Below are 24565 nucleotides of genomic sequence, written 5' to 3'. Positions count from 1 at the left end.
CAACATAATGACTTCGACTAACTAAGCCATAAAGACCACTACAACAGCATTTACAGGTTTTGTGCTTTTATTGCCATAACAGTGAGGAAGATGACCATGGAAATAAATTAAGTTACCAGCCTCCACCATATACTCTTCTCCTTGTACCTCAACACAAGCAGTCCCTTCCAAACACAAAAACAACTCATGACTACCCTCTGGGTGCGGCACCCCTTTGCTATAACAATTCGCCTTCATTCTAATATCATTAACTTGTAGTTTTTGCGTACTAATAGGACTCGTTCGGGTACTAGAAAACCTGCCATCATCTAATTGAGTAACGGGCATATCTTTACGACAAACCTCGGTAACATGTGCTGATTGCCGACTTATTAAATCATCAACTGACACACCCAATGCTTGCGCTACTTTAACAACCAAAGTTATGCTTGGATTTGATTGTTCACTTTCCATATTAGCTAATGTTGCTCGTGGAATATCGGCCATATCAGCTAACTTAGTTTGCGTTAGTTTGTGCTGAGCACGTAACCTTTTGATACCTTCACTAATAGGGTTGCTCACTAGTTATCTCCATAATTCTGCATATTGATTTACCACGATGTGAAAGACTAAATTAAGTCAGTCAGACTGTTCTGTTTAGGACTACAAAATATCAACAAATTGCCAACCTTTATTCTACTATTAAAACATATTGTTAATTTACTGTCATTTTTAGTGGTTCACCACTAGACACTGTCGAAATTTTCATTACAATCTAGCCATCTTATCAATCTTGGTAATTTCACTCATCAAACTGTCCTGGAGAATAATATGAATGTTGATCAACATATCAAAGTAGCACAATGGCACTTAGAGCAAGCTCGTTTACATAACGTTAGCGCTCATACTTGTGGCTGTCCTGCTAACAAGCATGACCAACGCGCAATCGACGCAGTTGAAGCTGGTTTAATCATTGAAGAAAAAGCGTGTACTTTAGAAGCTAAAGAAGCGCGCGTTTAAGCTAACGCTTAAATCCAAATAACGAGTAAAAACCGATAAAGTCTTTTTATCGGTTTTTTTATGCCCTTCAACAGAGAATCCATCTTACTCTAAATCCCCTCCCCTAATAATCGATAAAGAATACATAAGAATCAATACGATCCATTAGAGGTTATCATTGAAAAATAACGTTAAGATAAATATAGTATTTAAATTACACGCTTAATTTAACCGAAACTTAATTTACAAGGATTTCTATGGCTGGTGCAAGTTTACTAACCCTATTAGATGATATTGCCATGCTGCTCGATGATGTAGCAGTATTATCAAAGGTAGCTGCTAAAAAAACCGCCGGAGTTCTGGGTGATGACTTAGCAGTAAATGCTGAGCAACTATCAGGGGGCTTAAAAGCAGACAGAGAGTTACCCGTTGTTTGGGCTGTTTTTAAAGGCTCTATGCTTAATAAAGCTATTTTAGTACCCATTGCTTTATTGCTGAGTTACTTTCTACCTATTGTGATAATGCCTTTGCTAATGCTCGGTGGTGCTTATTTATGTTATGAAGGTTTTGAGAAGGTATGGCATAAATTCTCCCATAAAGAAGAACACCGAGAGCAACACGAAAAGCATGTTGTCGCACTCCAAGATGAAACCATAGATATCACCCTTTATGAAAAAGATAAAATCAAAGGCGCCATTCGCACTGATTTCATCCTTTCAGCAGAAATAATCATTATTGCGTTAGGTACTGTGGCTGATAAGCCGATAACCACGCAAATTTCAGTCCTAATTTTTATTGCTATTTTGATGACAATTGGAGTTTATGGCTTAGTCGCTGGTATTGTAAAGATTGATGATGGTGGTTTGTTACTCATTAAAGATAAATCAGTAAACCTTTGGGCAAAGGCAAAACGTGCTTTAGGTTATTTTATGATTTCTTTTGCGCCAAAACTAATGAAATTTTTAGCTGTTGCTGGTACCGTCGCGATGTGGCTAGTCGGCGGTTCACTTATCACTCATGGCGTTCCTGCTTTTCATCATATTATTGAATCATCGACGAATTTTGCTGGTAACCTGCCTGTTCTTCCTGGTCTGCTAGTGGTAATCACCCCACTATTAATCGACTTGCTCGTTGGATTTATTTTAGGTGCGCTGCTGGTGTTTATCTCTTTAGCTATTATGAAAGTAGTGAAGAAAACAGAGCAATAATACCTTAAGAAATTCCATCAGATTAGTGGCTAGTTAATCATTGATGAATGCTTAACTAGCTATTAGCTTTATGCCTATGACTATGACTAATAATCAGTTAACAAGTAAAACTAATTTACCAACATTCTTATTTTTCGCCATTTTCTCATGGGCCTGCTCGACTTGTTGCCATGGATAAATCGAATCAATGATAGGTTTAATTTGACCATTAACTAAATCAGCATAAAAATCGCTGCTAAAATTATCAACGAGTTGAGCTTTATAGTCCTCACTGCGATTACGCAGGGTTGAAGCGGATAACGTTAATCTTTTTGCCAATAGCTTTGCTATGTCAACTTGCGAGCAATATCGCCCGCCTAACATTGATAAAGTAACTATGTGCCCATCAAGTGCAGCGACGTTAATATTTTTAGCTAAATACTCACCACTAACAACATCAATAATGACATCGTAGCCTGCTGATACGTTTTCTTTCGACCAAGCAACAAAATCATTTTTTTGATAATTTATTGCACAATCAGCGCCAAGAGCTAGGCAAGCTAGGGCTTTAGCTTCACTGCCCACAGTGACCGTAACATAACATTGTTTCGCTCTCGCAAGTTGTATTGCAGCACTGCCCACACCACTCGCGCCTGCATGTATAAGCACGTTACTGTTATTGGCTAACTTCGCGATACTAAATAAACTTTGATAAGCGGTTAAAAACACTTCAGCACAAGCGGCTCCTTGCTCAAAAGTAAATTGCTCAGGCAAACAAAACAATTGCCTTGCTTTTACTTTGACATATTGCGCGTATCCACCACCGGCAACTAAACCGAAAACTTTATCACCTACTTGCCACGATTGTGCTAAATTATTATCAGAAACCGCCTCACCACATTGAACAATTTCGCCCGACACTTCCAAACCAAGGATTGATGACTCGCCTGCTGGAGCTGGGTATTTACCCGCTCGCTGTAATAAGTCGGCTCGATTAATTCCTATAGCGTGAACTTTAATCAAGCACTCATCAGCCGTAATTTCAGGCATATCGGTTTGACTAAATACTAATGATTGCTGGTTATCAACATGGATATATTTCAAAGAGATCACCTTACGTTAGATTTTATTGGTTGAAGCTAGAGAGGAGTTACGCTAAATAAGTGTTAAGAAAAGTAAGAATTAATAAAGTGCATAAACTCATACACTTTATCTAATGATCTTTACCTAATAAACTTAACTTGGGAAAGTTAAGTTAGTGGCGTTAAAGCAACAGAGTTGAACTCAACCTTGCTCCAACCACTTTGCATAAAGTTACGAATATTACCGTGGTCATTTCCTTGTGGATTATTTACCACGTCTTCACGATAGAAACGGCCAAAACAAGCTAACGTTTGTTGTTCTGATAAATCATTAAGTTTGGCAAAATAAAAAATCTTGCATGACCCTTCATTAGTGCCAGCTTCATTAAGTAAATCACCGTTATTAAACGTTGCAGGTAAGTAATTGTAGTTTTCACTAATAACTTGCATTACTTGCTCAAAACTTACTTGTTCCGCATTTGAATCTAATTGGTTGATGAAATCAGTTAGAGTAATATTAACTTCTTGAGTGCTCATTAAGCATCACCAGCTTTTAATCTAGCCTTTGCTTCCTCTACTTTAGAGAAATCTAAACCTAATTCATTAACCGCTTGCTCAATAAGACTAGGGTCTGCCATGACTAGGCTCATAATAGCTTGTAATTTCTCTGGTGGAATACCAAGTTGTGTAATGAATGCCATTGCCATCATAGGGTTTTCAGTCAGCGCCTGAAACATCTCACTAATTTTTTCATCACTGATATTTAATTCTTTTAAAATTTGAATAATCGGGTTCATTAATTGTCTCTATTTAATATTAGGTTTAGCGTTAGTAATAATCAGGCTGCTTTAATAAATATAGCCCTATGAGTCATGCAGATTATAATATCAAATTATAAAGAACTTTACAGACAGCAGCCCATTAATAAATCAAAAATCTAATTAATACCAATTCCATTAAATTTATTCCCACCTCAGAGCTATGTCAGAGAAGCTATAACAAATAAAGTTTTTGCTGACATAGTCATTCTATATCGAACAAACTTGTGCCGTTATTGATTTTCTGACAAGCTCCCAAGGGCGAGTTTAAAAGGCTTACATACTGCGTTATTGATTTTGACAAGGACGCTGCATGGATGCAGCTTATTAGAGAATGCAGGAGCATATTCTCCTGAATAACCATTCTCTTCGATCAATGCCTTGCTTCTAAGCCTTTTAATTCTCGCTGAGTGGAAAATAACTTAATGGACTTGGTATAACTAACTTCATTCATTACACTATTGAAAAAGAAAAAGTATAATAGCGCTGAATTGACGCAGACAAAATACACCATAACTGAGCCATTACTGAATTTATATTTCAATAAATGATGCTCATATAACGCCAACATTACTAACTATCTATTATATTTATGTCATCAAAATTTGAAAATACAGAGCTTAAATCCCCTAAATTAAAGTATTTATCTGCTTATTCTGCACAAATACAACTGCAAGTTCAGCAAATGATCGAACAAAAAAATTTAGAGAAATATTTATTAAACAAATACCCAACGACCCATGAGGTAAGTAACGACAAAGCCCTACGTGGTTATGTTATGTCACTCAAGAATCAGTATTTGAAAAAAGCATCGCCTTTAAGTCAGATAAAGTATGACGATAAAATTCATATCATTAATAATGCTTTAGGGTTGCATACCTATGTCTCTCGTGTACAAGGTAATAAGCTAAAAAGTAAACATGAAATTCGCATAGGCAGCCTGTTTAAAAAGGCCCCTGAGGCTTTCTTAGCTATGATAGTCGTTCATGAGTTAGCTCATCTAAAAGAGAAAGAACATAACAAAGCCTTTTACAAGCTATGCCAAAGCATGTTGCCGGATTATCATCAATTAGAGTTAGACTTACGTATTTACCTTACTCACGTAGAGTTAATTGGCGATATTTACGCTTAATACCAATGACCCTAACTGAGTGAGTATTTTAACCAGGACAAGTGGACAATAATTTAATGGAATTGGTATTATATAAATAACTGAGCTACGACCAAAGAATATAAAACTAAGATGTCTGAAACTAAAATTAAATTTGAACTCGAAAAACAAAACAAAAACAGTGTTCGCTATAAAGAAATCCCTAAAGATGGCATGCCACCAATTTTAGGCTCTATCTATGTACAAAAGTGGTATGCAGGTAATAGTAAATATCTAGAAGTGACTGTTAATAAGGTCGATTAGCTATAAGCGGCTAATGCGTTAAAAGCAAAAAACCAGAATACCTTATTAAGGTAATTCTGGTTTTTTTTGGGTTAACCGATAGTCAAACTAACGGTTATGATTTCTGCTTGTTATGCTTGATATAACATAGCTAGAAAATCTTTAGACTCATTCAACTGGCTAAATTTAAACAATTTAGAACCGGCTTGATCTTTAACAACAACATTTAATTTGTTGATTGAAATAGACTTTACTGGTGCTTCAATAGCGTAAATCTTACCTTGATAAGTATAAGACATAATATAACTCCTTTAATTGCGTAAAACGCAACATTAAAAAGCCCATAACTGCATATACATAATTGATAATAATACGATGAACTAACCGAAAATGACTCGGGATCTCATGCAGCAAAAAGCTTTAATTTAATAACTTTTTATTAAGGTGTTGGCTGACTGTGAAAGGGAAAGACAAAACACGAAAAAATCACTGGGGATTAACATCAATTAGATGAGGAAGGCTAATTGATGTTGGGAAATATACTGGGCTTTGTTGATAAAGTAAACATTTATTTTATTAAATACTAAATTAGCTCTAAAGCATAACGAATTATCTGTAAAGAAATAGTTATGATTCTGCGCCAAAATTAACTTTAGCAATTCATCTGAACCCAATGCTCCTCAACCTCAATTAACTTGGACACCTAATGGATAAAATATCACAATCAACATTATCGAGTATCTTTTCAATAGTATTGCCAATAAATTTACCGTTATTGCCCATACCCATCACTAGTAAATCAACTTCGTGCGATTTTACCAACTCAGGTAATTCAAATTCAGGTGAGCCCGCGACTAAGTGAGTCACCTTTTCATCAAAAATATAATGGCTAAGTAACTCATCAAATACCACTTTGTGGTGATATTTTATCGCCTCGCTGTAATCAGTAAAATCACCACTAGCTAAACTGTGGTCCATACCCACAGCATTCATACCTTGCCATAATTCTATGCCCATAGGCTGATAACAGTGGCAAACGTGAGCTTTGCTATCAAATAATTCAGCCATGAGCAACTCCGCTTGGAGAATCTTGGCGTCTAATTTTTCAGGTTTATCATGTGTTCTTTCTGGATCAACTGCAGCCATAACAGTACGATATGAATAATCACGAATGTGTTTAGTTAGTAATAAAGGTACTGGGCAGTGTTCTAATAATTGCCAATCACCAGGCGTGAAGAATATTCTGTTAATTGTTGAATCTTGCTTAGTTGATTTTATTACTATCGATGCGCCATTACTGGCGATCTTAGCCAAAACAGCACAACTGACATCAGAATGCCAAACGACATCAATATTAACGACAATATCAAGGGATTTCACTTCAAGAGCGTACGTTTCTAACCACCGTAATTTCGATGCTATATATTCTTTTTGTAAAGCATCTAATTGCGTTTGATTAAAGTTCCAATGGCTAACAAATTGGCTATTATAAACCACAAGAAAAAGTTCGATACTTGCTGAGGTTTTCTCTGCAATGTTAATTGCTTGCACTAACGCTGATTGGTGGTCACTAGCAGCGTCCATCACCACCAATATATTTGTAATATCTTTCATAACATTCCCTTAAGTATCAATAATTTAATTAACAATCATCTGAATAGTACCTTTATTAGTTTAGAAAATAACAATAAAGATATCTCTTATTTTAAAGTTAGTTGAATCAGATACTTATAGCAATATATTTAGGTTAATTCCGAACACAAGTTGATCTAAATTATGTATCAGTTATCTGGAGAGAGAAAGCTAAAGATATCAATGAACAATGGCGCGATTATTGACAAAAAACAATGATTAATACTTGATATCAACTAAGGTTAGCTAAAATAAATTTATCGTATTTCAAGTATTGTTAATTCTTTGATAGGCACTGCTCTCATTGGACTTACCGGAGCAATGTTGTGTTTTGTGATCACCCTATGTCGCAAAGCGATATTTATTTAACTTTAAGATAATAACTAGGGCATATATCAATGCACCTAGTTATCTCCTTAAAATCGTAGGGCCGAGACTTTATAATACTTAGAGTAGTGCCTTTATACCTTGAGTTAACCCTTCAACCGTTAAAGGATACATTTTATTAGCAACAATGCTTCTCATAATATCGATGGAACTATGATAAGACCACTGTCTTTCCTCTTGTGGGTTTAACCAAATACTCTTATCAAAATGACTTAATAACCTTTTCATCCACACACTGCCTGGCTCTTCATTCCAGTGTTCTACACTGCCGCCAGGATAAGTGATTTCATAAGGTCCCATAGTCGCATCCCCGATAAAAATCACCTTGTAGTCACTACCATAAGTATGAATGACTTTATGTATATCAACAGGTTCGCTGATTCGACGATTATTGTCTCGCCATACATGCTCATAAACACAATTATGAAAATAAAAGAACTCTAAGTGCTTAAACTCTGTATGCACTGCTGAAAACAGTTGTTCACATACCTTGATATGATCATCCATTGAACCACCAACATCAAAAAACATCAGTAATTTAATAGCGTTGTGTCTTTCAGGTTTCATCTTAATATCAAGATACCCCGCATTTCGCGCAGTAGCAGATATCGTATCATCAAGTGCCAATACATCACTGGCACCAGTACGTGCAAATTTTCTAAGTTTGCGCAGGGCAACTTTGATGTTTCGCGTACCAATTTCAACGTTATCATCTAGATTTCGATATTGACGCTTATCCCATACTTTTACGGCTTGGCGATGTCGAGAGTTTTCTTGACCCACTCTTACACCTTCAGGATTGTAACCATTTGCACCAAATGGCGATGTACCACCAGTGCCAATCCACTTATTACCTCCTTCATGGCGTTTTTCCTGTTCTTTTAAGCGTTCAGCCAAGGTTTCCATTAATTTATCTAAACCGCCCATGGCAGAAATCTTTGCTTTTTCTTCATCAGAAAGCATTTTTTCAAAATGTTTCTTTAACCAATCTTCAGGTATTGCCGACAAATCAAGTTCAATAGTTGATACGCCTTTAAAGTAGTCAGCAAAAGCGCGATCAAATTTATCAAAATAACTTTCGTCTTTTACCAAAACCGCGCGGCTAACGACATAAAAATCATCAATATTAGCAAACACTACGTGCTGCTCTAATACGCGAATTAAGTCTAATAATTCACGTATGGTACAAGGCACTTTGTAGTCTCGTAATTTGCAAAAAAAATCAATTAACATATGCTTTTTGACCTCTGGTGATTTTATTTATCGATGAGAGCGATGCATAAAAGCGAGCTTTTCAAACAAATGCACATCTTGCTCGTTTTTCAATAAAGCGCCATGTAAAGGCGGGATCACTTTTTTGGTGCGAGTTTCTTGTAAAACATCAATATCAATATCTTCAGCTAAAAGTAACTTTAACCAATCAATTAATTCAGACGTTGAAGGTTTCTTTTTAAGACCCGGTATTTCACGAAGATCAAAAAACAGTGCTAACGCTTCATCAAGCAGTTTTTGTTTGATGTTAGGAAAATGCACATCAACAATCGCTTTCATTTCTTCTGCTTCAGGAAAACTAATGTAATGAAAGAAACAACGACGCAAAAAGGCATCAGGTAACTCTTTCTCATTATTTGAGGTGATAATAATAATGGGTCTTTGTTTAGCAACAACTTTCTCTTGGGTTTCATAAACAAAAAACTCCATTTTATCGAGTTCTAATAACAGATCATTAGGAAATTCAATATCGGCTTTATCTATTTCATCAATTAATAAAACCGGTCTTTGATCCGCTGTAAAGGCATGCCACAGTTTTCCTTTTACTATGTAATTACTAATATCATGAACTTTTTCATCGCCTAGCTGACTATCCCTAAGACGTGATACCGCATCATATTCATATAACCCTTGCTGAGCTTTAGTGGTTGATTTGATATGCCAAGGGATTAACTCCGTGCCTAAACTCAACGCTAGCTCTTCAGCAAGCATCGTTTTTCCTGTCCCAGGTTCACCTTTAATTAGCAAAGGTCGTTCGAGTGTAATCGCCGCATTTACAGCAAGTTGCAGTGCTTTAGAGGCAATATAGTTACCCGTGCCATTAAATGATTTCATGTTTTTCCCACTTATTGTTTACAAATTAAACTAAGGTATTGATTAACTATGCCATTTTATTTAACCGAATAGAAAATGACACTAGATATCTTCATATGACGCTAACTTTAACCTGTTAGTAAAAATTTTCCACAGGATTTAAAAAATAGTTGGAATAAGCAGAGAATATATACCCAAACTACATGAAGATGCAGGCTTCAGTTGGAATTAGAAACGTCTTTAGCCAAGGCATAGATTGATGATAATGGTTACTCCCTTATCGAAATCAATAACGCAGGATAAAGCGTTTCTAAACCAACCTTATATGGGCGTCTGAGCAATTCATATTCTTCGTTGCCTTTATTTTTAAGGGCGCTACATGGATGTAGCTTCTTAGAGAATGCAGGAGCATATTCTCCTGAATAACCATTAAAAAAATGAGCCGTCTTGAAGATGAAGTGCTCTGGCGTCCTGAAACACGTATCTTCAAGTGGCTTGGGTATATACTGGTTAGCAATCAAGGTAGATGTTTCAGAATGCTTTAATTGATAGCGATAATACGATTAATATCGAGCAGAAAAATAAACTGACAATAATAAGACAGACTAGATCAAGTAATCTGTAAGTAGTGGTTATATTTATAGTTTAAGCTATATACAATCGAGATAGATTAGAACTTGCTTAGGATGAGCAGTGTTCAATAAATGGAATTATTTATTGTAATAGTAGGAACGGTCAATATGTTAAAAAACCTGTCACTGGCTAAAAAAATTCACTTAGCACTCACCTTAATTGGCGCTATTTTTTTAAGTACAACGATTTTCTTTTTTCATCATGATGAAAAGGTGCTGGCAGAGCACTTTGTTGAACGAAACCTTGAAAGCCTTGCACTTAATTATTTTGACTCGGTCAATACCATGATGCTCACAGGCACTATCGCTAATCGACAACTTATTCAAAATAAAATTCTCAGCCAAGATGATATTGTAGAAGCAAGAATTCTACGTACTCAAGCGGTTAATAAAGTTTTTGGTGAAGGCTTCCCTGATCAGAGTGCAAAAAGTGCATTTGAACGAGAAGGTCTAGCGGGTAAAAGAGCGTTTAAAAAGTTTGAACTTGATGGCAAACGTATGATGAGCTTTATTATACCGGTCAAAGCAAGTTCAGATTATCGCGGCACCAATTGTTTGACTTGCCATCAGGTGAGTGAAAATGAAATATTGGGCGCAGTGAAGCTTACCTATGACTTATCTACCGTAGATAAAGAAATCACCAGCTCTATTACCCAAGCTGCAATTTTACAATTGGTCATTACCTTAATTTGTTTTACCTTGTTAAGCCTTACCCTGCGAAAGTTAATTTTCTTCCGATTAAAACGCCTAAGCAACTCTATTAAAACGGCTGCTGAAGAACTCGATTTAAATAAAGAAATTAAAGTTAATTATCAAGATGAGCTCGGTTCAGTAAGCATAGCGCTTAATGACATGATGAGTAAGTTTAGAATTAGCTTCATGTCAATTGCCCAAGCGAGTGAGCAATTAACTGAATCAGCGAAAGAAGTTGATAAAATATCTTCGCTAACACTCGAAGCAGTGTTAGAGCAAAAGAATGGCACCGACTCTGTCGCTGCTGCAATTAATGAGTTAGATACCTCTGCGAATGAAGTACAACATAATACGCAAAGTGCAGCCGATAAATCAGTTTCAGCAAATGAAAGGACCTCACAAGGATTAATTCTTGTTGAACAAGCGAGAGTTGGCATTAATGATCTCAGAGATAAAGTTGTTGAAAACACAGCGATGATCACCGACTTGAGTAATAAAACCAATGAAGTGGGCAGTGTCTTAGAAGTCATTACTGCCATTGCAGAGCAAACAAATTTATTAGCGTTAAATGCTGCGATAGAAGCGGCAAGAGCCGGCGAACAAGGTAGAGGTTTTGCTGTCGTCGCCGATGAAGTTCGTTCTTTAGCAACTCGTACTCGAGAATCAATTGAGCAAATACACGTGACAATGAGTCGATTACAAGTTGGAGCAAAAGGTGCTGTTGATTCAATGAATGTGGTTAGTCAACAAGCCAGCGAAAAAGCTGAAGATGTTGCTAATGTTGCTGATTTATTGACAAGTATCAGTGCTGAAATTCAGGAATTAGACGAACTTAACTGTCAAATTTCAGATGCCGCGACGCAGCAGAACTTAGCCGCTGATGAAATTAATATTAATGTCGTTAATATAAGTAATGTTGCTGAAAAATCGAGTGACGATGCTATTCGTGGAAAAGAGATCAGCGAGCATCTATTGTCACTTGCTTATGAATTAAATACCCAGTTAACAAAATTTAAGTTATAAAAAAGTAAGAGTTATGCTGAATAGTGAGCAACCTATGTTGATCACTATTCAGTGTCCCTTACGACTAATTGACCTCAGTAAAACGCTAAGTTAATTCATGTAACGGCTACACCATTGATCATTAACTTAACCTCACTTAAGTTAACTTTCCATTTGCACATTTCTTCCTTAATTGTTCCATAGTGCTTACACTTTTCACTGTTAACGTATAGCTAACTCTATTTATAGCGAAGTTAGCCATGCTTATTAACACTTTATTTTTTAACTCAAAAAAATCAGCAAATCCAACGTTACTTTCCGTCGCTGTACTCACCCTATCGGCATTGACCTTGTCTGGTTGTAATTCAGATGATTCATCTAATGACAGTATTACTGAAGTAATACCTGTGGTAACTCAAATTACTCAACCAACTGCCAATAGCATTAATCAAGCACCTATCGCTTTTGATAATGTCGTAACACTACAAAGTAATGAGACCATTACTATAACCTTAGTAGCGACAGACAATGAAAGTTCACCGCTTACTTACACGATTGAAAATTCCTCTGAAAATGGTGTTATTAGCCAAAATGATGACACCGTCATTTACACCACAAATAACAATTTTATCGGCAGTGACAGTTTCACTTTCATAGCCAATGACGGCGATGATAATTCAAATATTGCGACGATATCAATTGAAGTGCTGGCTCCAAGCCTAACAACGACATTGCTTGATGGCAGCATTGTTGATACCGCCATGTTAGTCAATTTGGGTAACCTGCTCTATCACGATACTAACTTATCAAGTCCTATAGGTCAGTCCTGTGCAAGTTGTCACGATTTGAATACTGGTTTTGATGATCCTAACACGGCAAATCCAACGTCCGTAGGCGCAGATGGCAGCAGTTTTGGTACTCGTAACTCCCCAACTGCAAGCTATAGCGCTCATATACCCGCGCCGCAAAACCCAGTACCTGGCGGAACACAAGGATTTATGGGTGGCTTGTTTTTAGATGGTAGAGCAGCCTCATTAGAAGAACAGGCAAAGGGACCGTTTCTTAATCCCGTAGAAATGGGCAATGCCAGTGCCAGTGAGGTGATTAGCAAAGTCGCTCAAAGTACCTACGCCACTGAGTTTGAATTATTATTTGGAGATGACGTTTTGCTAGAAACAGACCGCGCATATAATTACGTTGCTGATGCGATTGCCGCCTTTGAAAGAACATCTCTTTTCTCTCCTTTTTCTTCCAAGTTCGACCAAGTCCAAGCTGGTACGGCAGTCTTCACCAACGCTGAACGCCAAGGACAAGATATTTTTAACAACAAAGGTGATTGTCAACGTTGCCACGGCACTAACGCTGTTGGAGCTAATACCAATAACACCAACAATTCTGAAATATTTTCAGACTTCAGCTATAAAAATATTGGTGTACCGAGCAACCCTTTATTGCCTGCGTTTATTGAGGATCCGCTCTTCATTGATTTAGGCTTAGGAGCACAATCAGGTAATGATCGTAACGATGGACAATTTAGAGTATCAACCTTGCGCAATATCGCTCACACAGCCCCTTATATGCACAACGGTGTATTCACCACATTAAGAGAGGTCATCAATTTTTATAATACTCGGGACACAACCTTTACCGATGCGCCAGAAGTTAACCAAAACGTCGATCAAGGTGGACGCATTGGTGAACTGAATTTAACAGAAAATGAAATTGATAACTTAATGGCCTTTTTAGAAACATTATCTGATGAGTAGTTCCAATACATTCACTAAAGCATTATTATATCGTTAATTAAAGGATTAATTAAAATGACAATTAAGGATGAATAACATGAGCTTACGTAAAATAATGCGCTTTAACTACTTAATGGAAAGAGTGCTGGCCAAGCAATTAAACCGTGATGACCTAGAGTATTTAGCACTAAGGAAACAATGGAACGAAGCGTTTAACAACAAATCTATAAACGATGAATCCATAAATCGATAATCAGATGAATCCTTTATTGTGCGGGCTTTATAAAAAATAAAGCACATATCAGCACTATAAATTCATCAATAACAACTGACCCTATACTTATGATTTGAGCCATGAAAATATTTACTAAATTAATACTGACACTGTTATTTATTAGCTTATTATTGCTGAGTATTATTTATATTGCGGTGCAGTGGAGCTTTGATCGTGGCATGTTGGATTACGTTAATAAAAAGGAACTGGCAAGTTTACAGCTCTTATCAAACAACTTAGCCACTTTTTATCAGCAAGAACAACGTTGGACAACCTTAGTGGCTGCAAGTAATAACAACAGACGCCCTCCTCCAAGAAAGCATGAACGTTTTTCATCTCCTCCCGTACAAAACGATCAATTCAGACCTAGCCAAACTTGGCGGAAACTATTAAAACTTTCACATGACGGCGTTAAACTTCCAACGGATGTCAGGCAATATTTAGCGGCCAACGATGATTTTATGCCTAAGCATAATAGACCACCGCCACGTTCAAATTTTCAGCGCAGTTCAAGACCCGAAGACCGTCAACCAAGGCCTCCTCAAAACCAAGGCGCGTTACACCCAAGTTTGCTCGATGCAGATAAACAATTAATATTGGGGAGAATGACACCTGACTTTAGCTTACAGGCCATTCACTTGAATGGAGATCTTATTGGCTATTTAGCCTTACCGCCTAAAACAAAACTAACTGATGAATTTGATTTAGCATTTCTTGCACAAATTAATGCTAACCTGCTTTATATTGTTCTCGGACTTTTCCTAATCATTATCGTTATTGCTGTCCCTTTATCACGTCACTTTGTTAGGCCCATTAAACGTTTAGAACAGGCTATGCGTTCACTAAACAACGGTAACTTTAAAGTAAAAACCGATGTGATCGGTAATGATGAATTAGCATCACTGTCGCGACACTTTAACGATTTAGCTAAAACCTTAGAACAAAATGAAAGTTCTCGTAATACCTGGTTAGCCAATATATCTCATGAGTTACGCACACCTATCGCCATTATTAAAGGAGAAATTGAAGCAATTGAAGATGGCATCAGACCTTTAGATTTAAAAAGTTTATCTTCACTAAATGATGAAGTTAACCATCTACATAAACTCGTTAATGATTTATCTGCTTTATCAAATGCCGAAATTGGCGCCATGCGTTATCAAAAAGAGCAGTTGAATTTAGCCGACATTGTTAAACACAATTTACTGCGTCATCAGCAGCAGGCAAGCGAGCTGAACATTACCATCAGTCAACAACTCATTAGCAGTGATGTAATCATATGGGCCGATGAAACCCGCATCAACCAATTAATAGACAACTTAATCAATAATAGCGTTAAGTACACGCAAACACCGGGCACTATTCATCTTTCACTAACCAAAGAAGCTTCTCAAGCGGTACTTACTATTAGTGATAGTTTTCCTAGTGTGCCCGATAACTCACTACCTAAATTATTTGACCATTTATATCGCGTTGAAAGCTCTAGAAATAGAAAAACGGGGGGGTCAGGGTTAGGCTTAGCATTATGTAAAAAAATAATGTCTGCTCACCAAGGAAGCATTAAAGCATCTCATGCCAAGCAAGGCGGCCTTGAAATCAGTTGTACATTTCCTCTGATAACTTAGCAGACAACGATATGATCAGGATTAAAAATTAACATGTCACATATATTAATTGTTGAAGATGAAGAAAAAATTGCGTCATTATTAGCGGATTACTTAGCTAAAGCTGGCTACCAAACCACCATAATGCATGAGGGAACAGAGGTGGTTTCAACGGTTAAAAATCAACATTTTGACTTGATTTTATTAGACTTAATGCTGCCCGGTAAAGACGGGTTAACGATATGCCGAGAAATTCAAGAATTCAGTAACATAGCAATTATCATGGTAACCGCACGCGTTGACGAAATAGACAGATTATTAGGGTTAGAATTAGGCGCTGATGATTATATTTGCAAACCTTTTTCACCCAGAGAAGTAGTTGCTCGTGTAAAAACAATACTCAGGCGCATCAACCCGCCTCTAACCACTGGCATTAACACTAATATCGCTAAGCAATCACAGACGACTACGGTAGAGTTAAACACCGACAACTATCAAGCGACAATCAATCAACACCCGGTAGAACTTACCGCAATAGAATTCAATTTATTGAATATTTTGGCGAGTGCGCCTGGCCGTATTTATTCCAGATCACAATTAATCGATAGGGTTTATCAAGACAACCGTGTAGTGAGTGAGCGCACCATAGATAGTCACATAAAAAAATTACGTAAAAAACTGAATGCGATTGAATCAGACAACGAACTAGTGCAGTCAGTCTATAGCGTAGGATATAAATTAGTGCTTACTTAACCTGAACGTTGGATAAGTAGCACATGCTCAACATCCCCTTTAAGCAATTTGGATGCGGTAGTTATTCTTTGTTTCTAATTAGGCTTTATCGCTAAAATTTCGATCAAACTAATGCGTTCATCATCAAGATTACGACGCATGTTATAAGCTTTGGTTTTGATGTCATTGCCAATGAGCATATGCAAACCTAGTTCTGGCAGTGTCGACTCACCTGTAGGTTCTCTCATTCGTGCAAAGGCCTTTTGTGCCAAATCAGACTTATCGTTCCACACTTCAATCTTAAAACCAGTGGAGGCAATTAAATCGTGAAATGCTTCCTTCGGTATCAAAAAGCTCATCGAATTGTCTTGAGCCCACGGCACAGGAAAATAAATAGCTTTTTCTTCATGACCACACACCTCATACAATACAGCACGTGCACCAGGTTTAAGTACACGATACATTTCCTTTAACCAACCCAGCTTGTCTTCAACATTCATGTTCATTTGGATTGACCAAGCACCATCAAAAGTATTGTCCGCATAGGGCAATTCAAGCGCACTACCAACATTGAATTTAACACGGGCTTGCATGTTCAGTAATTGTGTCAACCTTTCTGCGGCATCAATGTATTCATCACTTAAATCTATACCCGTAACATGACAACCAGTTTCATGTGATAATCGACGTGTTGAACCGCCAACACCACAGCCCACATCCAGGATGTGCATATCAGGCGTAAAATTGCCAAGTTCAATCAACTCTTTAGTGGCGATATCACCACGAATATGAAATTCATCAACCGGCTGAAGGTCATCAGGAGTGACTGAAGATAAATCTTTACCTAGGTTATTGAGACCTTCAATTATTTTATTATACAAATTGTTTGGAGAGTAATAACTGTGAATATGCTTCATATAGGTAATCTTGACTCAAAGATAAGGTGAAATAGCTGTCTACAAACTATACATGATAATGTCAGGTAGTTAAGAAAAATTATAAACTAATCCAAGTCCGTTATTGAATTATATCAATAACATGGAAAATTTAGTCAATGCTAACCTCTAGCGTATAAATTAATGTTTTCGTGGTTAATTCCACTTTTATTAATTATACTGAATAAATAATATACTGACTTTATGAAATCGCTAATTAGATGTTAACTAAACCAAAAATTCATTTTAAAACACTGGTTTTCTTAATATTATCTCTATTAAGTCATCATTCAATCGCTAATAATAAAACTCATTTTGAAGAGCTCTTTTCCACCTCTGTCGTGCTAACAGATTCAGAAACAATCACCTTAGGAATTGGCAACTTTGATCCCGACAAGTTATTAAAACCTCACGAACAGAGCTTTTCCGAAAGCGACTCTATCAAGCTGAGAAATGAGTTAACCGTATATAGCATTCCCTATACTTGGCGCTTGACTGACGATAAATCTAAGACAAAAGATAAAGCTAAAAAAGAAAAGTCCAACTTCTTTTATCTAGACGAATTAACCGCATCACTCTCTTACCTCAAGCAAGAAAATAAAAATGATTTGTTATCTAACTCATCAATTACTGATGATAATAAAGATGAAGTTTTCTCAGCCTATCTCGCCTATAGTCGACATAGGCAATTGACTGAAAATTGGAATTTAAGAGTGAGGTTTGGTTCATATTTAATGCACCATAAAAATAAATACCGTTATAACAGCGATGAGTCAAAGCAATATCAAGATCAATTAGACGGCGTTTTTTTAAATTTATCAGCGAATGCTTTCATTATTGAACCAAATGTAAAGCTAAGCTATAGCCAAAAAAAGGATTGGGCCAAGTGGGAATTTAACAACGATTTAAACGTATTTTCTGGCGTCACATTTAAGGGAGCTAAGTCTAGCCAAGATGCAAAGCCGACAGGCTGGCGCTTAAATAATGGTTTTAAATTCCACTTTAACGTTAATCAATCGAAATTCCATGCTGAATCTATTTATGTAAAAATTCAGCGTTCCGATATTGGCGGCGATATGGTTAGTAGCTTAGGTACAGATCATTTCTATGAGTTTGGAGTAGGTTTATTACTCGACACCCGTAAGTTCACTAAACTAGCTGATAATATCGGCATAGGCATTAATATTCATAAAGGCAGCGCGCTTTCTGGCGGTAGTATCGTCTTTTACTTTAATGAACTTTAAAGTCACCCTTTAGCTCTCCGGTGATATCTTGTAAAACTCACATGATCAAAGAGAACTTTATTGAAATATTTTTTATCAGTACTGTTTTCCTTAATAACTCCACATCCATAGCAGCGCGTTCAATCAAAAAAATCTACTCGTTACAAGACTCCAAGACACATTGCTCTCCCCCAGTAGCCTGTCATTGCTCAATTGCTCGCCTTGTCTGGATTTATTTTGCTACGCATAACAAGATCACAAACTTAACGAAAGTGATATAACACGCATCTTTATCGGTAAATAGTGTGTGAATCACACCTTTTTAAGAGATAATGCGCCACTGAACACCCGTAACTTTATTACACCAATAACATCAAAAATACTGATGAAGTTCTAATAAACTGAGATATTATGAAAATATTGACTAAATTACTCGTACTATGTGCGTTAACGCTAAGCCTCTTTGTGACTACCAGCGCGAGCGCGGAAACATTTACTTTCACCGCTATCCCAGATGCAGACGAATCTCAACTGAGAACCCGCTTTGAAAAAGTTGCTCTCTACTTAGAAGAGCAACTTGGTGTTGAAGTAAAATATGTTCCGGTTAAATCCTACTCAGCAGCGGTAACTGCATTTAGAAATAACCAAGTGCAACTTGCCTGGTTTGGTGGTTTATCTGGAGTACAAGCCAGACGATTAGTGCCTGGCTCGCAAGCTATTGCACAAGGTTATGAAGATCAGTTTTTCAAAAGCTACTTTATTGCTCACTACAGTACTGGCTTAGAGATGAGCGATAGTTTTCCTGATATTACCGAGACAACCTTCACCTTTGGCTCAAAAGGTTCCACCTCAGGTAGATTGATGCCGCAATATTATATAGAGCAACATTTAAAGAAAAAGCCACAACAAGCATTTAAGCGCGTTGGTTTTTCTGGTGACCATAACCGCACTATTGTCCAGGTTCAATCAGGTACTTACCAAGTTGGCGCTGTGAACTATAAAGTGTGGGAAAGTGCCCTAGCCGCTGGTAAAATTGACACCAATAAAGTGAAAGTCATTTGGAAAAGTCCTACCTACCCTGATTACCAATGGACAATACGCGCTGATGTTGAAGCCAATTTTGGTCCAGGCTTTGCTGATAAAGTTCAAGCGGCACTGCTCACTATGGATAGTCCAGCACTGTTAGATAGTTTTCCACGCTCCTCTTTTGTCAAAGCTAAAAATGAAGATTTTCAACCAGTGGAAGATGTCGCTAAACAGATAGGACTTATCGATTAATGCTCACCCTTGACAACCTAAACCTTCATTATGATAAAACTGCTGGTTATAATATCGGTAAGTACACCGGTAAAAAGAAGGCGTCTACTCAGGTGATTTTTGATCTGAGCCTGACAATTAATGAAGGTGAAAAGGTTGCCATTATCGGTCCCTCTGGTGCTGGTAAATCTAGTCTGCTACATCATATTTATCAACAGTTACAAAACAGTGCAGCCCTGTGCTCACAGCGACAAGGTTTGGTTGATAATTTAAGCATTTATCACAATATATTTATGGGTGCTTTAGCTCGACACCACTGGTTATTTAACTTAGTGAATTTAATCAGGCCTTTCAAAAAAGACTTAAACGCTATTGCTGAACTTTGTCAGCAGTTGGAATTAGACCAGCCATTGGCAAAAAAAGTGGACCAACTCTCTGGTGGGCAAAGGCAACGAGTGGCGTTAGCAAGAGCTATGTATCAACAACAAGATACCTTTATCGGTGATGAGCCTTTTTCAGCGCTGGACCCGTTGATGAAATCAAGACTACTCGACATCGTATTAGCACAGCATAAGAGTGTCATCATGGTAGTTCATGACAGAGAGTTGGCGATTAACGCTTTTGACCGCGTTATCGCATTAGATAAAGGCCAAATGGTACTCGATAGCCAACAGCAGAGTATCGGTCACCAACAGATCACAGCGTTATTTCAAACTAACGCTGTCGCGTAGCTCTCTTTATGTCGGAACTGCAACGAGTCAAAAACGCAGATTATGCTTTGGGTTATTGGCAAAAAGTCACTTTATCAATCTGGGTTATTGCACTGGTTATTATTCCTTTTGCCGATATAGAGATTGTCAGTTTCGATCCTTTCCTCGAGTTAACTCGCATGGTAAATGGGCTTGTAACACCCGATTTTTTCGCGACTGAATACCTGTTTCAAGCCATCATTCAAACCGTTAACTTTGCCATTATAGGCGTCTGCTTAGGCCTGGTACTAGGTGCTCCCCTTTCCTTGATATACCAAAATCCAATAGTATCAAGCTGCTGCGCTTTTTTACGTGCGATTCATGAAATTTTCTGGGCGCTGCTATTTTTACAAGTTTTTGGCCTGTCTCCCATTACCGGAATATTGGCTATCGCAATCCCGTTTGCCGCCACTTTTGCCCGCGTATTTCACGACATTTTCAATCAATCATCAGACAGCCCCTTAGAGAGTATCGATAGTCGCGCCGATATAATTAGCCGTTTCACTTATGGCAAAATAGCCCAAGTGATGCCACAACTGATGAGCTACACGCGCTACCGTTTTGAGTGTGCCCTTCGTAGTAGCGCCGTACTCGGGTTTATCGGAATGCCAACGTTAGGTTTTTATATGGAAACCGCGTTTAGACAGGGAAACTATAGTGAGGGGGCAGCGTTATTGATTATATTTATTGCCCTTATTGGCTCAATTCGTTACTGGTGTCCACCGAAATCACTTGGAATTTATCTTGTTATTGCTTGCGTGACTCTGGTCGATATTCCTAACGTAGATAGCAGCCTACTGGTGCGTTTTATCAGCCAAGATATTCTGCCTCCCGCGTTAGTAAACGTCACAACATTGGCAGAAGTTCAATGGTCATCACTCACTGCTTGGTTTAGCACTATCCTGTCTAACCAAGCCATTCCAGGCGCAATCGCAACCATTACCTTAGCGCTACTTGCCTTAGCTGCCACTCATTTTATTACGTTAAGCGCCCATGCTATCGCGAGTAAGCATTTATGGCCTACACCACTGACTTGGCTTGGGCGATTTATCTTATTAATAGGCCGCTCAGTACCTGAATATATCTTAGCGTTTATTTTTTTAATGCTGCTCGGCCCATCGATGTTACCCGCGGTTATCGCGTTAGCCATTCATAATGGCTGCGTTATTGCTTACTTGGCTGTTAAGCAAAGTAATGCGATTACGCCACAGCAGATGCAGATGACTAGGTTAAATCAGTTTAACTACCACATTATGCCTACTATCTATCCCAATATGATGGCGTTAATGTTTTATCGCTTTGAAATCATAGTACGAGAAACCGCAGTGTTTGGCATTTTGGGAATTATGACCTTAGGGTTTTATATCGACAGTAATTTCAGTGAAATACGCTATAGTAATGCACTAGTGCTTATCACGTGTACAGCGCTGCTCAATGTCGCCATTGATATTATTTCAAGACGACTGCTTAAGTTCCCACAAACGAATAAAACTCGCTGTTAACCTTGCTATGTTAAGCGATAATATTTGATGGATAATTAAAAATATCGTGCTGATGAAATGAAACAGAGTTAAGTTATGTCTATTCCAATATCAATTGAATTATGTGCTTATGCAGATGACTCAGGAACGTCATCCCCGTGGGGTATTAATCGGGTGGCCAGTGCTTAAAAATTAATGGTTCTTCGATCAACGATTTCGAAGATGACGTTTAAAGCAATATCCTGAATTAACTATAAAGTCACCTTAAATCAATGCTAAGTTACCTATTAATTAAACTACTTAATTTTCAAGTTTTAATGATAATCTAAAATCACCAACCATAATTACGGAGCTGAATATGTCTGAATCTACTTATGTACCACCAAAAATATGGCAATGGAAGACAGAAAGTGGTGGCCAGTTCGCCAGTATTAACCGACCTATTGCTGGCGCAACACATCAAGCAGAATTGCCCGTAGGTAAGCATCCGCTTCAGTTGTACTCGTTAGCGACACCTAATGGCGTGAAAATTACGATTCTATTGGAAGAATTATTAGCATTAGGCATAAAAGAAGCCGAATACGATGCGCATTTAATTGAAATCATGGAAGGAGATCAATTTGGCTCAGGGTTTGTCGAAGTAAATCCCAACTCTAAAATTCCCGCTTTGGTAGATACTTCTGCTGATATTAGTAGCGACAAGCGCGGCGAAAATAAACTGCCCATTTTTGAATCTGGCGCGATACTGCTGTATTTAGCAGAGAAGTTTGATGCTTTTTTACCAAAAGAGCCGTTACTTAAATCACAATGTATGTCGTGGCTATTTTGGCAAGTCGGTAGTGGCCCCTATTTAGGTGGCGGTTTTGGTCATTTCTACGCTTACGCACCCGAGAAATTTGAATACCCGATAGAACGTTTTACCATGGAAGTGAAACGACAACTTGACGTGCTAGACCGACATTTGACTAATAATAAATACATGTGCGGCGATCAATATACTATTGCCGATATCGCTATATGGCCTTGGTATGGGGCCTTGATGCAGAATAAAGTTTATGAGGCGGCAGAATTTCTGCAGACCCAAGAGTATAAACACTTAACACGATGGACTGAAGAAATTAGCCAACGAACAGCGGTTAAGCGTGGAATAATGGTCAACCGTACTTGGGGTGAGTTAGACGAACAATTGCATGAACGCCATGATGCCAGTGATTTCGAGCTTAAAACTCAAGACAAATTGGTCATTCCAGAATAATCTAATACAGAATAAAGGCTGCGCGGGGGAGTTATCTCTTGCCTGCTTTTATGCAAGTAGACAAGAGAGTGATTAATACACGTCACACTTTCAAGTTATGATTAAATCAAAACTTCTTTTAGCTATATCCCCGTTACTACCCCAGAGTTCAGCTTAAAATAGTAACGGGTATCTCATTAAAACTTAGCGTTTAGCCATACCCATATTTTATCTGTATCAACCTTGCCTGCTGTTGTATCACCAGCAGAATAAGCGGCTAATTTAATACCAGCTGTATAATTTTTAGTAAAACTCTTTGAATAGACAGCATTGATTTCAGAGCCTAAATCATCAACGGTTGCAGAAGCTTCATCGGCATCAAATTTATGATAGATAACGGCCCATTTTCCGCCTGCAACTTTACCGCCAACACTAGCATATAAATCCGTTAGACCTTCTTTTGGCGTATTTAAGAATTGATCTGACCAACCATTAAACTTATGTAATGTCGCTAAAGGCGTCGAAAAACCATAATTACCATCATCTGAGCCAAGTAATTCGTAACCAACTTTCATCCCAATTCCTGAAAATGAGCTACTTAGCTCAGCTAAGAGGTAATCTGCTGAATAGGACATGACCGCATTGTCAGCGTCTTGTTGTGCATATTCTAACTGGTAAGATATTTTCTGTTCACCAATTGACGTGCCACCATTAAAGCGAAGACCGAAAGTATCTAAGCCATTATCGGTATCATTATCAACTTCTAATAAATATCCGTAAGCGGTAATTTTACCTAATGTGGTTTGATAAGCAGCATTAAGCAGATGATCGTTAGAATCTATATCTTTAGCTTCTGCAAAAATTCTATTACGTTTGGTAATATAACCATAATCTAACGTTAAATCTTTAATGGGTTGATAAGCTAAAGTTACCCCATCAAAGGTTTGCCTATCTTGGCGCCAGCCAACATGACCGACAAATCTATGGTTATCCATAGTAATCAACTGACGACCCACTTTGACGGCCAGTGATTTTTGTTTGTATTGCAGCAAAAATTGGTCAAGCTCTGTTGTTTCAGGATCCGCTATCACTGAATAATCGGTATTTTTACCTAAAGTATTATTGTAATCATCAATACCAAGCACGGTGCGAGAATCTTCAAATTCAATTAAAGAAGAAAAACCTGCGACATTGCCCGTTGCGTAAGTTAAGCGCGTACGTAACGTAAGGGCATCAGCATCTTTTAGCGCGTTGTCTTGATCTACGGTTTCATAACGTAGATTTATATTAATAGCAGATTTACCATTACTGATAGCCTCCGCTATTGAACTTGACTTAGCTGAATTTGACGTAGCTTCTTTGGCAAAAGCCGTAGATGAACAACTACCTGCTAAGGCTATAGATAGACATAAAGCGATTTTATTCAATGTCATGTGTTAATT

At 37.7% G+C, this 24565-nt stretch carries 24 protein-coding genes; 14 read left to right on the top strand and 10 right to left on the bottom strand.

Translation table 11 applies throughout. The features are described 5' to 3' along the window. Positions 1–21 precede the first annotated feature (21 nt). On the bottom strand, positions 22–561 hold the full coding sequence (locus CXF79_RS10045) for a helix-turn-helix domain-containing protein (RefSeq protein ID WP_101154835.1): 540 nt from the start codon (positions 559–561) through the stop codon (positions 22–24). A 249-nt stretch (positions 562–810) separates the two neighbouring features. On the opposite strand from CXF79_RS10045, the gene CXF79_RS10040 reads away from it, so the two are divergent. Further along, complete coding sequence (locus CXF79_RS10040; protein WP_101154834.1) at positions 811–999, top strand: hypothetical protein; 189 nt, start codon at positions 811–813, stop codon at positions 997–999. A gap of 236 nt (positions 1000–1235) precedes the next feature. Continuing rightward, positions 1236–2186: a DUF808 domain-containing protein gene (locus CXF79_RS10035; RefSeq protein WP_101154833.1), complete on the top strand. Its 951-nt coding sequence runs from the start codon at positions 1236–1238 to the stop codon at positions 2184–2186. Between the two features lie 93 nt (positions 2187–2279). On the opposite strand, the gene CXF79_RS10030 is transcribed toward CXF79_RS10035, so the two are convergent. From CXF79_RS10030 to CXF79_RS10020, 3 genes are all read right to left on the bottom strand, one after another. Further along, positions 2280–3269, bottom strand: a complete 990-nt coding sequence (locus CXF79_RS10030) for an NAD(P)H-quinone oxidoreductase (protein ID WP_157825866.1) — start codon at positions 3267–3269, stop codon at positions 2280–2282. Positions 3270–3415: 146 nt separating this feature from the next. Further along, the gene (locus CXF79_RS10025; RefSeq protein WP_101154831.1) at positions 3416–3784 is read right to left on the bottom strand and encodes a HopJ type III effector protein; all 369 of its coding nucleotides are present in this window, start codon (positions 3782–3784) and stop codon (positions 3416–3418) included. Continuing rightward, entirely contained in the window at positions 3784–4044 is a 261-nt protein-coding gene (locus tag CXF79_RS10020) for a DUF2999 family protein (protein ID WP_011044054.1), read from the bottom strand. The genes CXF79_RS10025 and CXF79_RS10020 overlap by 1 nt, the downstream gene beginning before the upstream one ends. Before the next feature lie 613 nt (positions 4045–4657). Here CXF79_RS10020 and CXF79_RS10010 point away from each other — a divergent pair. Together CXF79_RS10010 and CXF79_RS23510 are read left to right on the top strand one after the other, a co-directional pair. After that, complete coding sequence (locus CXF79_RS10010; protein WP_101154830.1) at positions 4658–5197, top strand: M48 metallopeptidase family protein; 540 nt, start codon at positions 4658–4660, stop codon at positions 5195–5197. A gap of 111 nt (positions 5198–5308) precedes the next feature. After that, a complete protein-coding gene (locus CXF79_RS23510; protein ID WP_011044057.1) occupies positions 5309–5479 on the top strand; it encodes a hypothetical protein in 171 nt (56 codons plus the stop codon). A 110-nt stretch (positions 5480–5589) separates the two neighbouring features. On the opposite strand, the gene CXF79_RS23505 is transcribed toward CXF79_RS23510, so the two are convergent. From CXF79_RS23505 to CXF79_RS09995, 4 genes are all read right to left on the bottom strand, one after another. Next, positions 5590–5757, bottom strand: coding sequence for a hypothetical protein (locus CXF79_RS23505; protein WP_011044058.1), 168 nt, complete (start codon positions 5755–5757; stop codon positions 5590–5592). A gap of 391 nt (positions 5758–6148) precedes the next feature. After that, on the bottom strand, positions 6149–7072 hold the full coding sequence (locus tag CXF79_RS10005; RefSeq protein ID WP_101154829.1) for a universal stress protein: 924 nt from the start codon (positions 7070–7072) through the stop codon (positions 6149–6151). Between the two features lie 465 nt (positions 7073–7537). Then, on the bottom strand, positions 7538–8710 hold the full coding sequence (locus CXF79_RS10000) for a vWA domain-containing protein (protein WP_101154828.1): 1173 nt from the start codon (positions 8708–8710) through the stop codon (positions 7538–7540). 27 nt (positions 8711–8737) lie between these two features. Then, positions 8738–9583: an AAA family ATPase gene (locus CXF79_RS09995; protein WP_101154827.1), complete on the bottom strand. Its 846-nt coding sequence runs from the start codon at positions 9581–9583 to the stop codon at positions 8738–8740. 719 nt (positions 9584–10302) lie between these two features. Here CXF79_RS09995 and CXF79_RS09985 point away from each other — a divergent pair. The 5 genes from CXF79_RS09985 to CXF79_RS09970 all read left to right on the top strand — a co-directional run bounded on the left by CXF79_RS09985 (position 10303) and on the right by CXF79_RS09970 (position 16265). Then, on the top strand, positions 10303–11910 hold the full coding sequence (locus tag CXF79_RS09985; protein ID WP_157825865.1) for a methyl-accepting chemotaxis protein: 1608 nt from the start codon (positions 10303–10305) through the stop codon (positions 11908–11910). A gap of 239 nt (positions 11911–12149) precedes the next feature. Further along, the gene (locus tag CXF79_RS09980) at positions 12150–13655 is read left to right on the top strand and encodes a cytochrome c peroxidase (RefSeq protein WP_101154824.1); all 1506 of its coding nucleotides are present in this window, start codon (positions 12150–12152) and stop codon (positions 13653–13655) included. Between the two features lie 76 nt (positions 13656–13731). Then, complete coding sequence (locus CXF79_RS23380) at positions 13732–13887, top strand: hypothetical protein (protein WP_011044066.1); 156 nt, start codon at positions 13732–13734, stop codon at positions 13885–13887. 101 nt (positions 13888–13988) lie between these two features. Further along, positions 13989–15533 carry an ATP-binding protein gene (locus CXF79_RS09975; protein ID WP_101154823.1) on the top strand — a complete coding sequence of 515 codons (1545 nt, stop codon included), beginning with the start codon at positions 13989–13991 and terminating at the stop codon, positions 15531–15533. A gap of 33 nt (positions 15534–15566) precedes the next feature. Next, positions 15567–16265, top strand: a complete 699-nt coding sequence (locus tag CXF79_RS09970) for a response regulator (RefSeq protein ID WP_011044068.1) — start codon at positions 15567–15569, stop codon at positions 16263–16265. 74 nt (positions 16266–16339) lie between these two features. Here CXF79_RS09970 and CXF79_RS09965 read toward each other — a convergent pair whose 3' ends face one another. Further along, positions 16340–17161, bottom strand: coding sequence for a class I SAM-dependent methyltransferase (locus CXF79_RS09965; RefSeq protein WP_101154822.1), 822 nt, complete (start codon positions 17159–17161; stop codon positions 16340–16342). 239 nt (positions 17162–17400) lie between these two features. On the opposite strand from CXF79_RS09965, the gene CXF79_RS09960 reads away from it, so the two are divergent. From CXF79_RS09960 to yghU, 5 genes are all read left to right on the top strand, one after another. Then, positions 17401–18423, top strand: a complete 1023-nt coding sequence (locus CXF79_RS09960) for a Solitary outer membrane autotransporter beta-barrel domain (protein ID WP_101154821.1) — start codon at positions 17401–17403, stop codon at positions 18421–18423. Positions 18424–18813: 390 nt separating this feature from the next. Further along, positions 18814–19680 (top strand): putative selenate ABC transporter substrate-binding protein, encoded by an 867-nt coding sequence (locus tag CXF79_RS09955; RefSeq protein ID WP_101154820.1) that lies wholly within the window; start codon positions 18814–18816, stop codon positions 19678–19680. Continuing rightward, positions 19680–20390: an ATP-binding cassette domain-containing protein gene (locus tag CXF79_RS09950; protein WP_101154819.1), complete on the top strand. Its 711-nt coding sequence runs from the start codon at positions 19680–19682 to the stop codon at positions 20388–20390. Before CXF79_RS09955 ends, CXF79_RS09950 begins: the two co-directional genes overlap by 1 nt. 8 nt (positions 20391–20398) lie before the next feature. Beyond that, complete coding sequence (locus tag CXF79_RS09945; protein ID WP_101154818.1) at positions 20399–21910, top strand: PhnE/PtxC family ABC transporter permease; 1512 nt, start codon at positions 20399–20401, stop codon at positions 21908–21910. Positions 21911–22247: 337 nt separating this feature from the next. Next, complete coding sequence (yghU, locus tag CXF79_RS09940) at positions 22248–23144, top strand: glutathione-dependent disulfide-bond oxidoreductase (RefSeq protein WP_101154817.1); 897 nt, start codon at positions 22248–22250, stop codon at positions 23142–23144. 176 nt (positions 23145–23320) lie between these two features. Here the strand turns inward: yghU and CXF79_RS09935 are convergent, their stop codons facing one another. Beyond that, a complete protein-coding gene (locus tag CXF79_RS09935; RefSeq protein WP_101154816.1) occupies positions 23321–24556 on the bottom strand; it encodes an alginate export family protein in 1236 nt (411 codons plus the stop codon). Positions 24557–24565 lie beyond the last annotated feature (9 nt).

This window comes from Colwellia sp. Bg11-28 (assembly GCF_002836245.1).
Taxonomy (GTDB): Bacteria; Pseudomonadota; Gammaproteobacteria; order Enterobacterales; family Alteromonadaceae; genus Colwellia; species Colwellia psychrerythraea_A.
The sequence above is the reverse complement of the archived record's forward strand: the minus strand, read 5'-3'. Positions and strand labels throughout refer to the sequence as shown.

Coding starts and splice junctions, on each gene's coding strand:
- CXF79_RS10040 (WP_101154834.1), top strand. CDS start 811: ATGAATGTTGATCAACATATCAAAGTAGCACAATGGCACTTAGAGCAA.
- CXF79_RS10035 (WP_101154833.1), top strand. CDS start 1,236: ATGGCTGGTGCAAGTTTACTAACCCTATTAGATGATATTGCCATGCTG.
- CXF79_RS10025 (WP_101154831.1), bottom strand. CDS start 3,784: ATGAGCACTCAAGAAGTTAATATTACTCTAACTGATTTCATCAACCAA.
- CXF79_RS10020 (WP_011044054.1), bottom strand. CDS start 4,044: ATGAACCCGATTATTCAAATTTTAAAAGAATTAAATATCAGTGATGAA.
- CXF79_RS10010 (WP_101154830.1), top strand. CDS start 4,658: ATGTCATCAAAATTTGAAAATACAGAGCTTAAATCCCCTAAATTAAAG.
- CXF79_RS23510 (WP_011044057.1), top strand. CDS start 5,309: ATGTCTGAAACTAAAATTAAATTTGAACTCGAAAAACAAAACAAAAAC.
- CXF79_RS23505 (WP_011044058.1), bottom strand. CDS start 5,757: ATGTCTTATACTTATCAAGGTAAGATTTACGCTATTGAAGCACCAGTA.
- CXF79_RS10005 (WP_101154829.1), bottom strand. CDS start 7,072: ATGAAAGATATTACAAATATATTGGTGGTGATGGACGCTGCTAGTGAC.
- CXF79_RS10000 (WP_101154828.1), bottom strand. CDS start 8,710: ATGTTAATTGATTTTTTTTGCAAATTACGAGACTACAAAGTGCCTTGT.
- CXF79_RS09995 (WP_101154827.1), bottom strand. CDS start 9,583: ATGAAATCATTTAATGGCACGGGTAACTATATTGCCTCTAAAGCACTG.
- CXF79_RS09985 (WP_157825865.1), top strand. CDS start 10,303: ATGTTAAAAAACCTGTCACTGGCTAAAAAAATTCACTTAGCACTCACC.
- CXF79_RS09980 (WP_101154824.1), top strand. CDS start 12,150: ATGCTTATTAACACTTTATTTTTTAACTCAAAAAAATCAGCAAATCCA.
- CXF79_RS23380 (WP_011044066.1), top strand. CDS start 13,732: ATGAGCTTACGTAAAATAATGCGCTTTAACTACTTAATGGAAAGAGTG.
- CXF79_RS09975 (WP_101154823.1), top strand. CDS start 13,989: ATGAAAATATTTACTAAATTAATACTGACACTGTTATTTATTAGCTTA.
- CXF79_RS09970 (WP_011044068.1), top strand. CDS start 15,567: ATGTCACATATATTAATTGTTGAAGATGAAGAAAAAATTGCGTCATTA.
- CXF79_RS09965 (WP_101154822.1), bottom strand. CDS start 17,161: ATGAAGCATATTCACAGTTATTACTCTCCAAACAATTTGTATAATAAA.
- CXF79_RS09960 (WP_101154821.1), top strand. CDS start 17,401: ATGTTAACTAAACCAAAAATTCATTTTAAAACACTGGTTTTCTTAATA.
- CXF79_RS09955 (WP_101154820.1), top strand. CDS start 18,814: ATGAAAATATTGACTAAATTACTCGTACTATGTGCGTTAACGCTAAGC.
- CXF79_RS09950 (WP_101154819.1), top strand. CDS start 19,680: ATGCTCACCCTTGACAACCTAAACCTTCATTATGATAAAACTGCTGGT.
- CXF79_RS09945 (WP_101154818.1), top strand. CDS start 20,399: ATGTCGGAACTGCAACGAGTCAAAAACGCAGATTATGCTTTGGGTTAT.
- yghU (WP_101154817.1), top strand. CDS start 22,248: ATGTCTGAATCTACTTATGTACCACCAAAAATATGGCAATGGAAGACA.
- CXF79_RS09935 (WP_101154816.1), bottom strand. CDS start 24,556: ATGACATTGAATAAAATCGCTTTATGTCTATCTATAGCCTTAGCAGGT.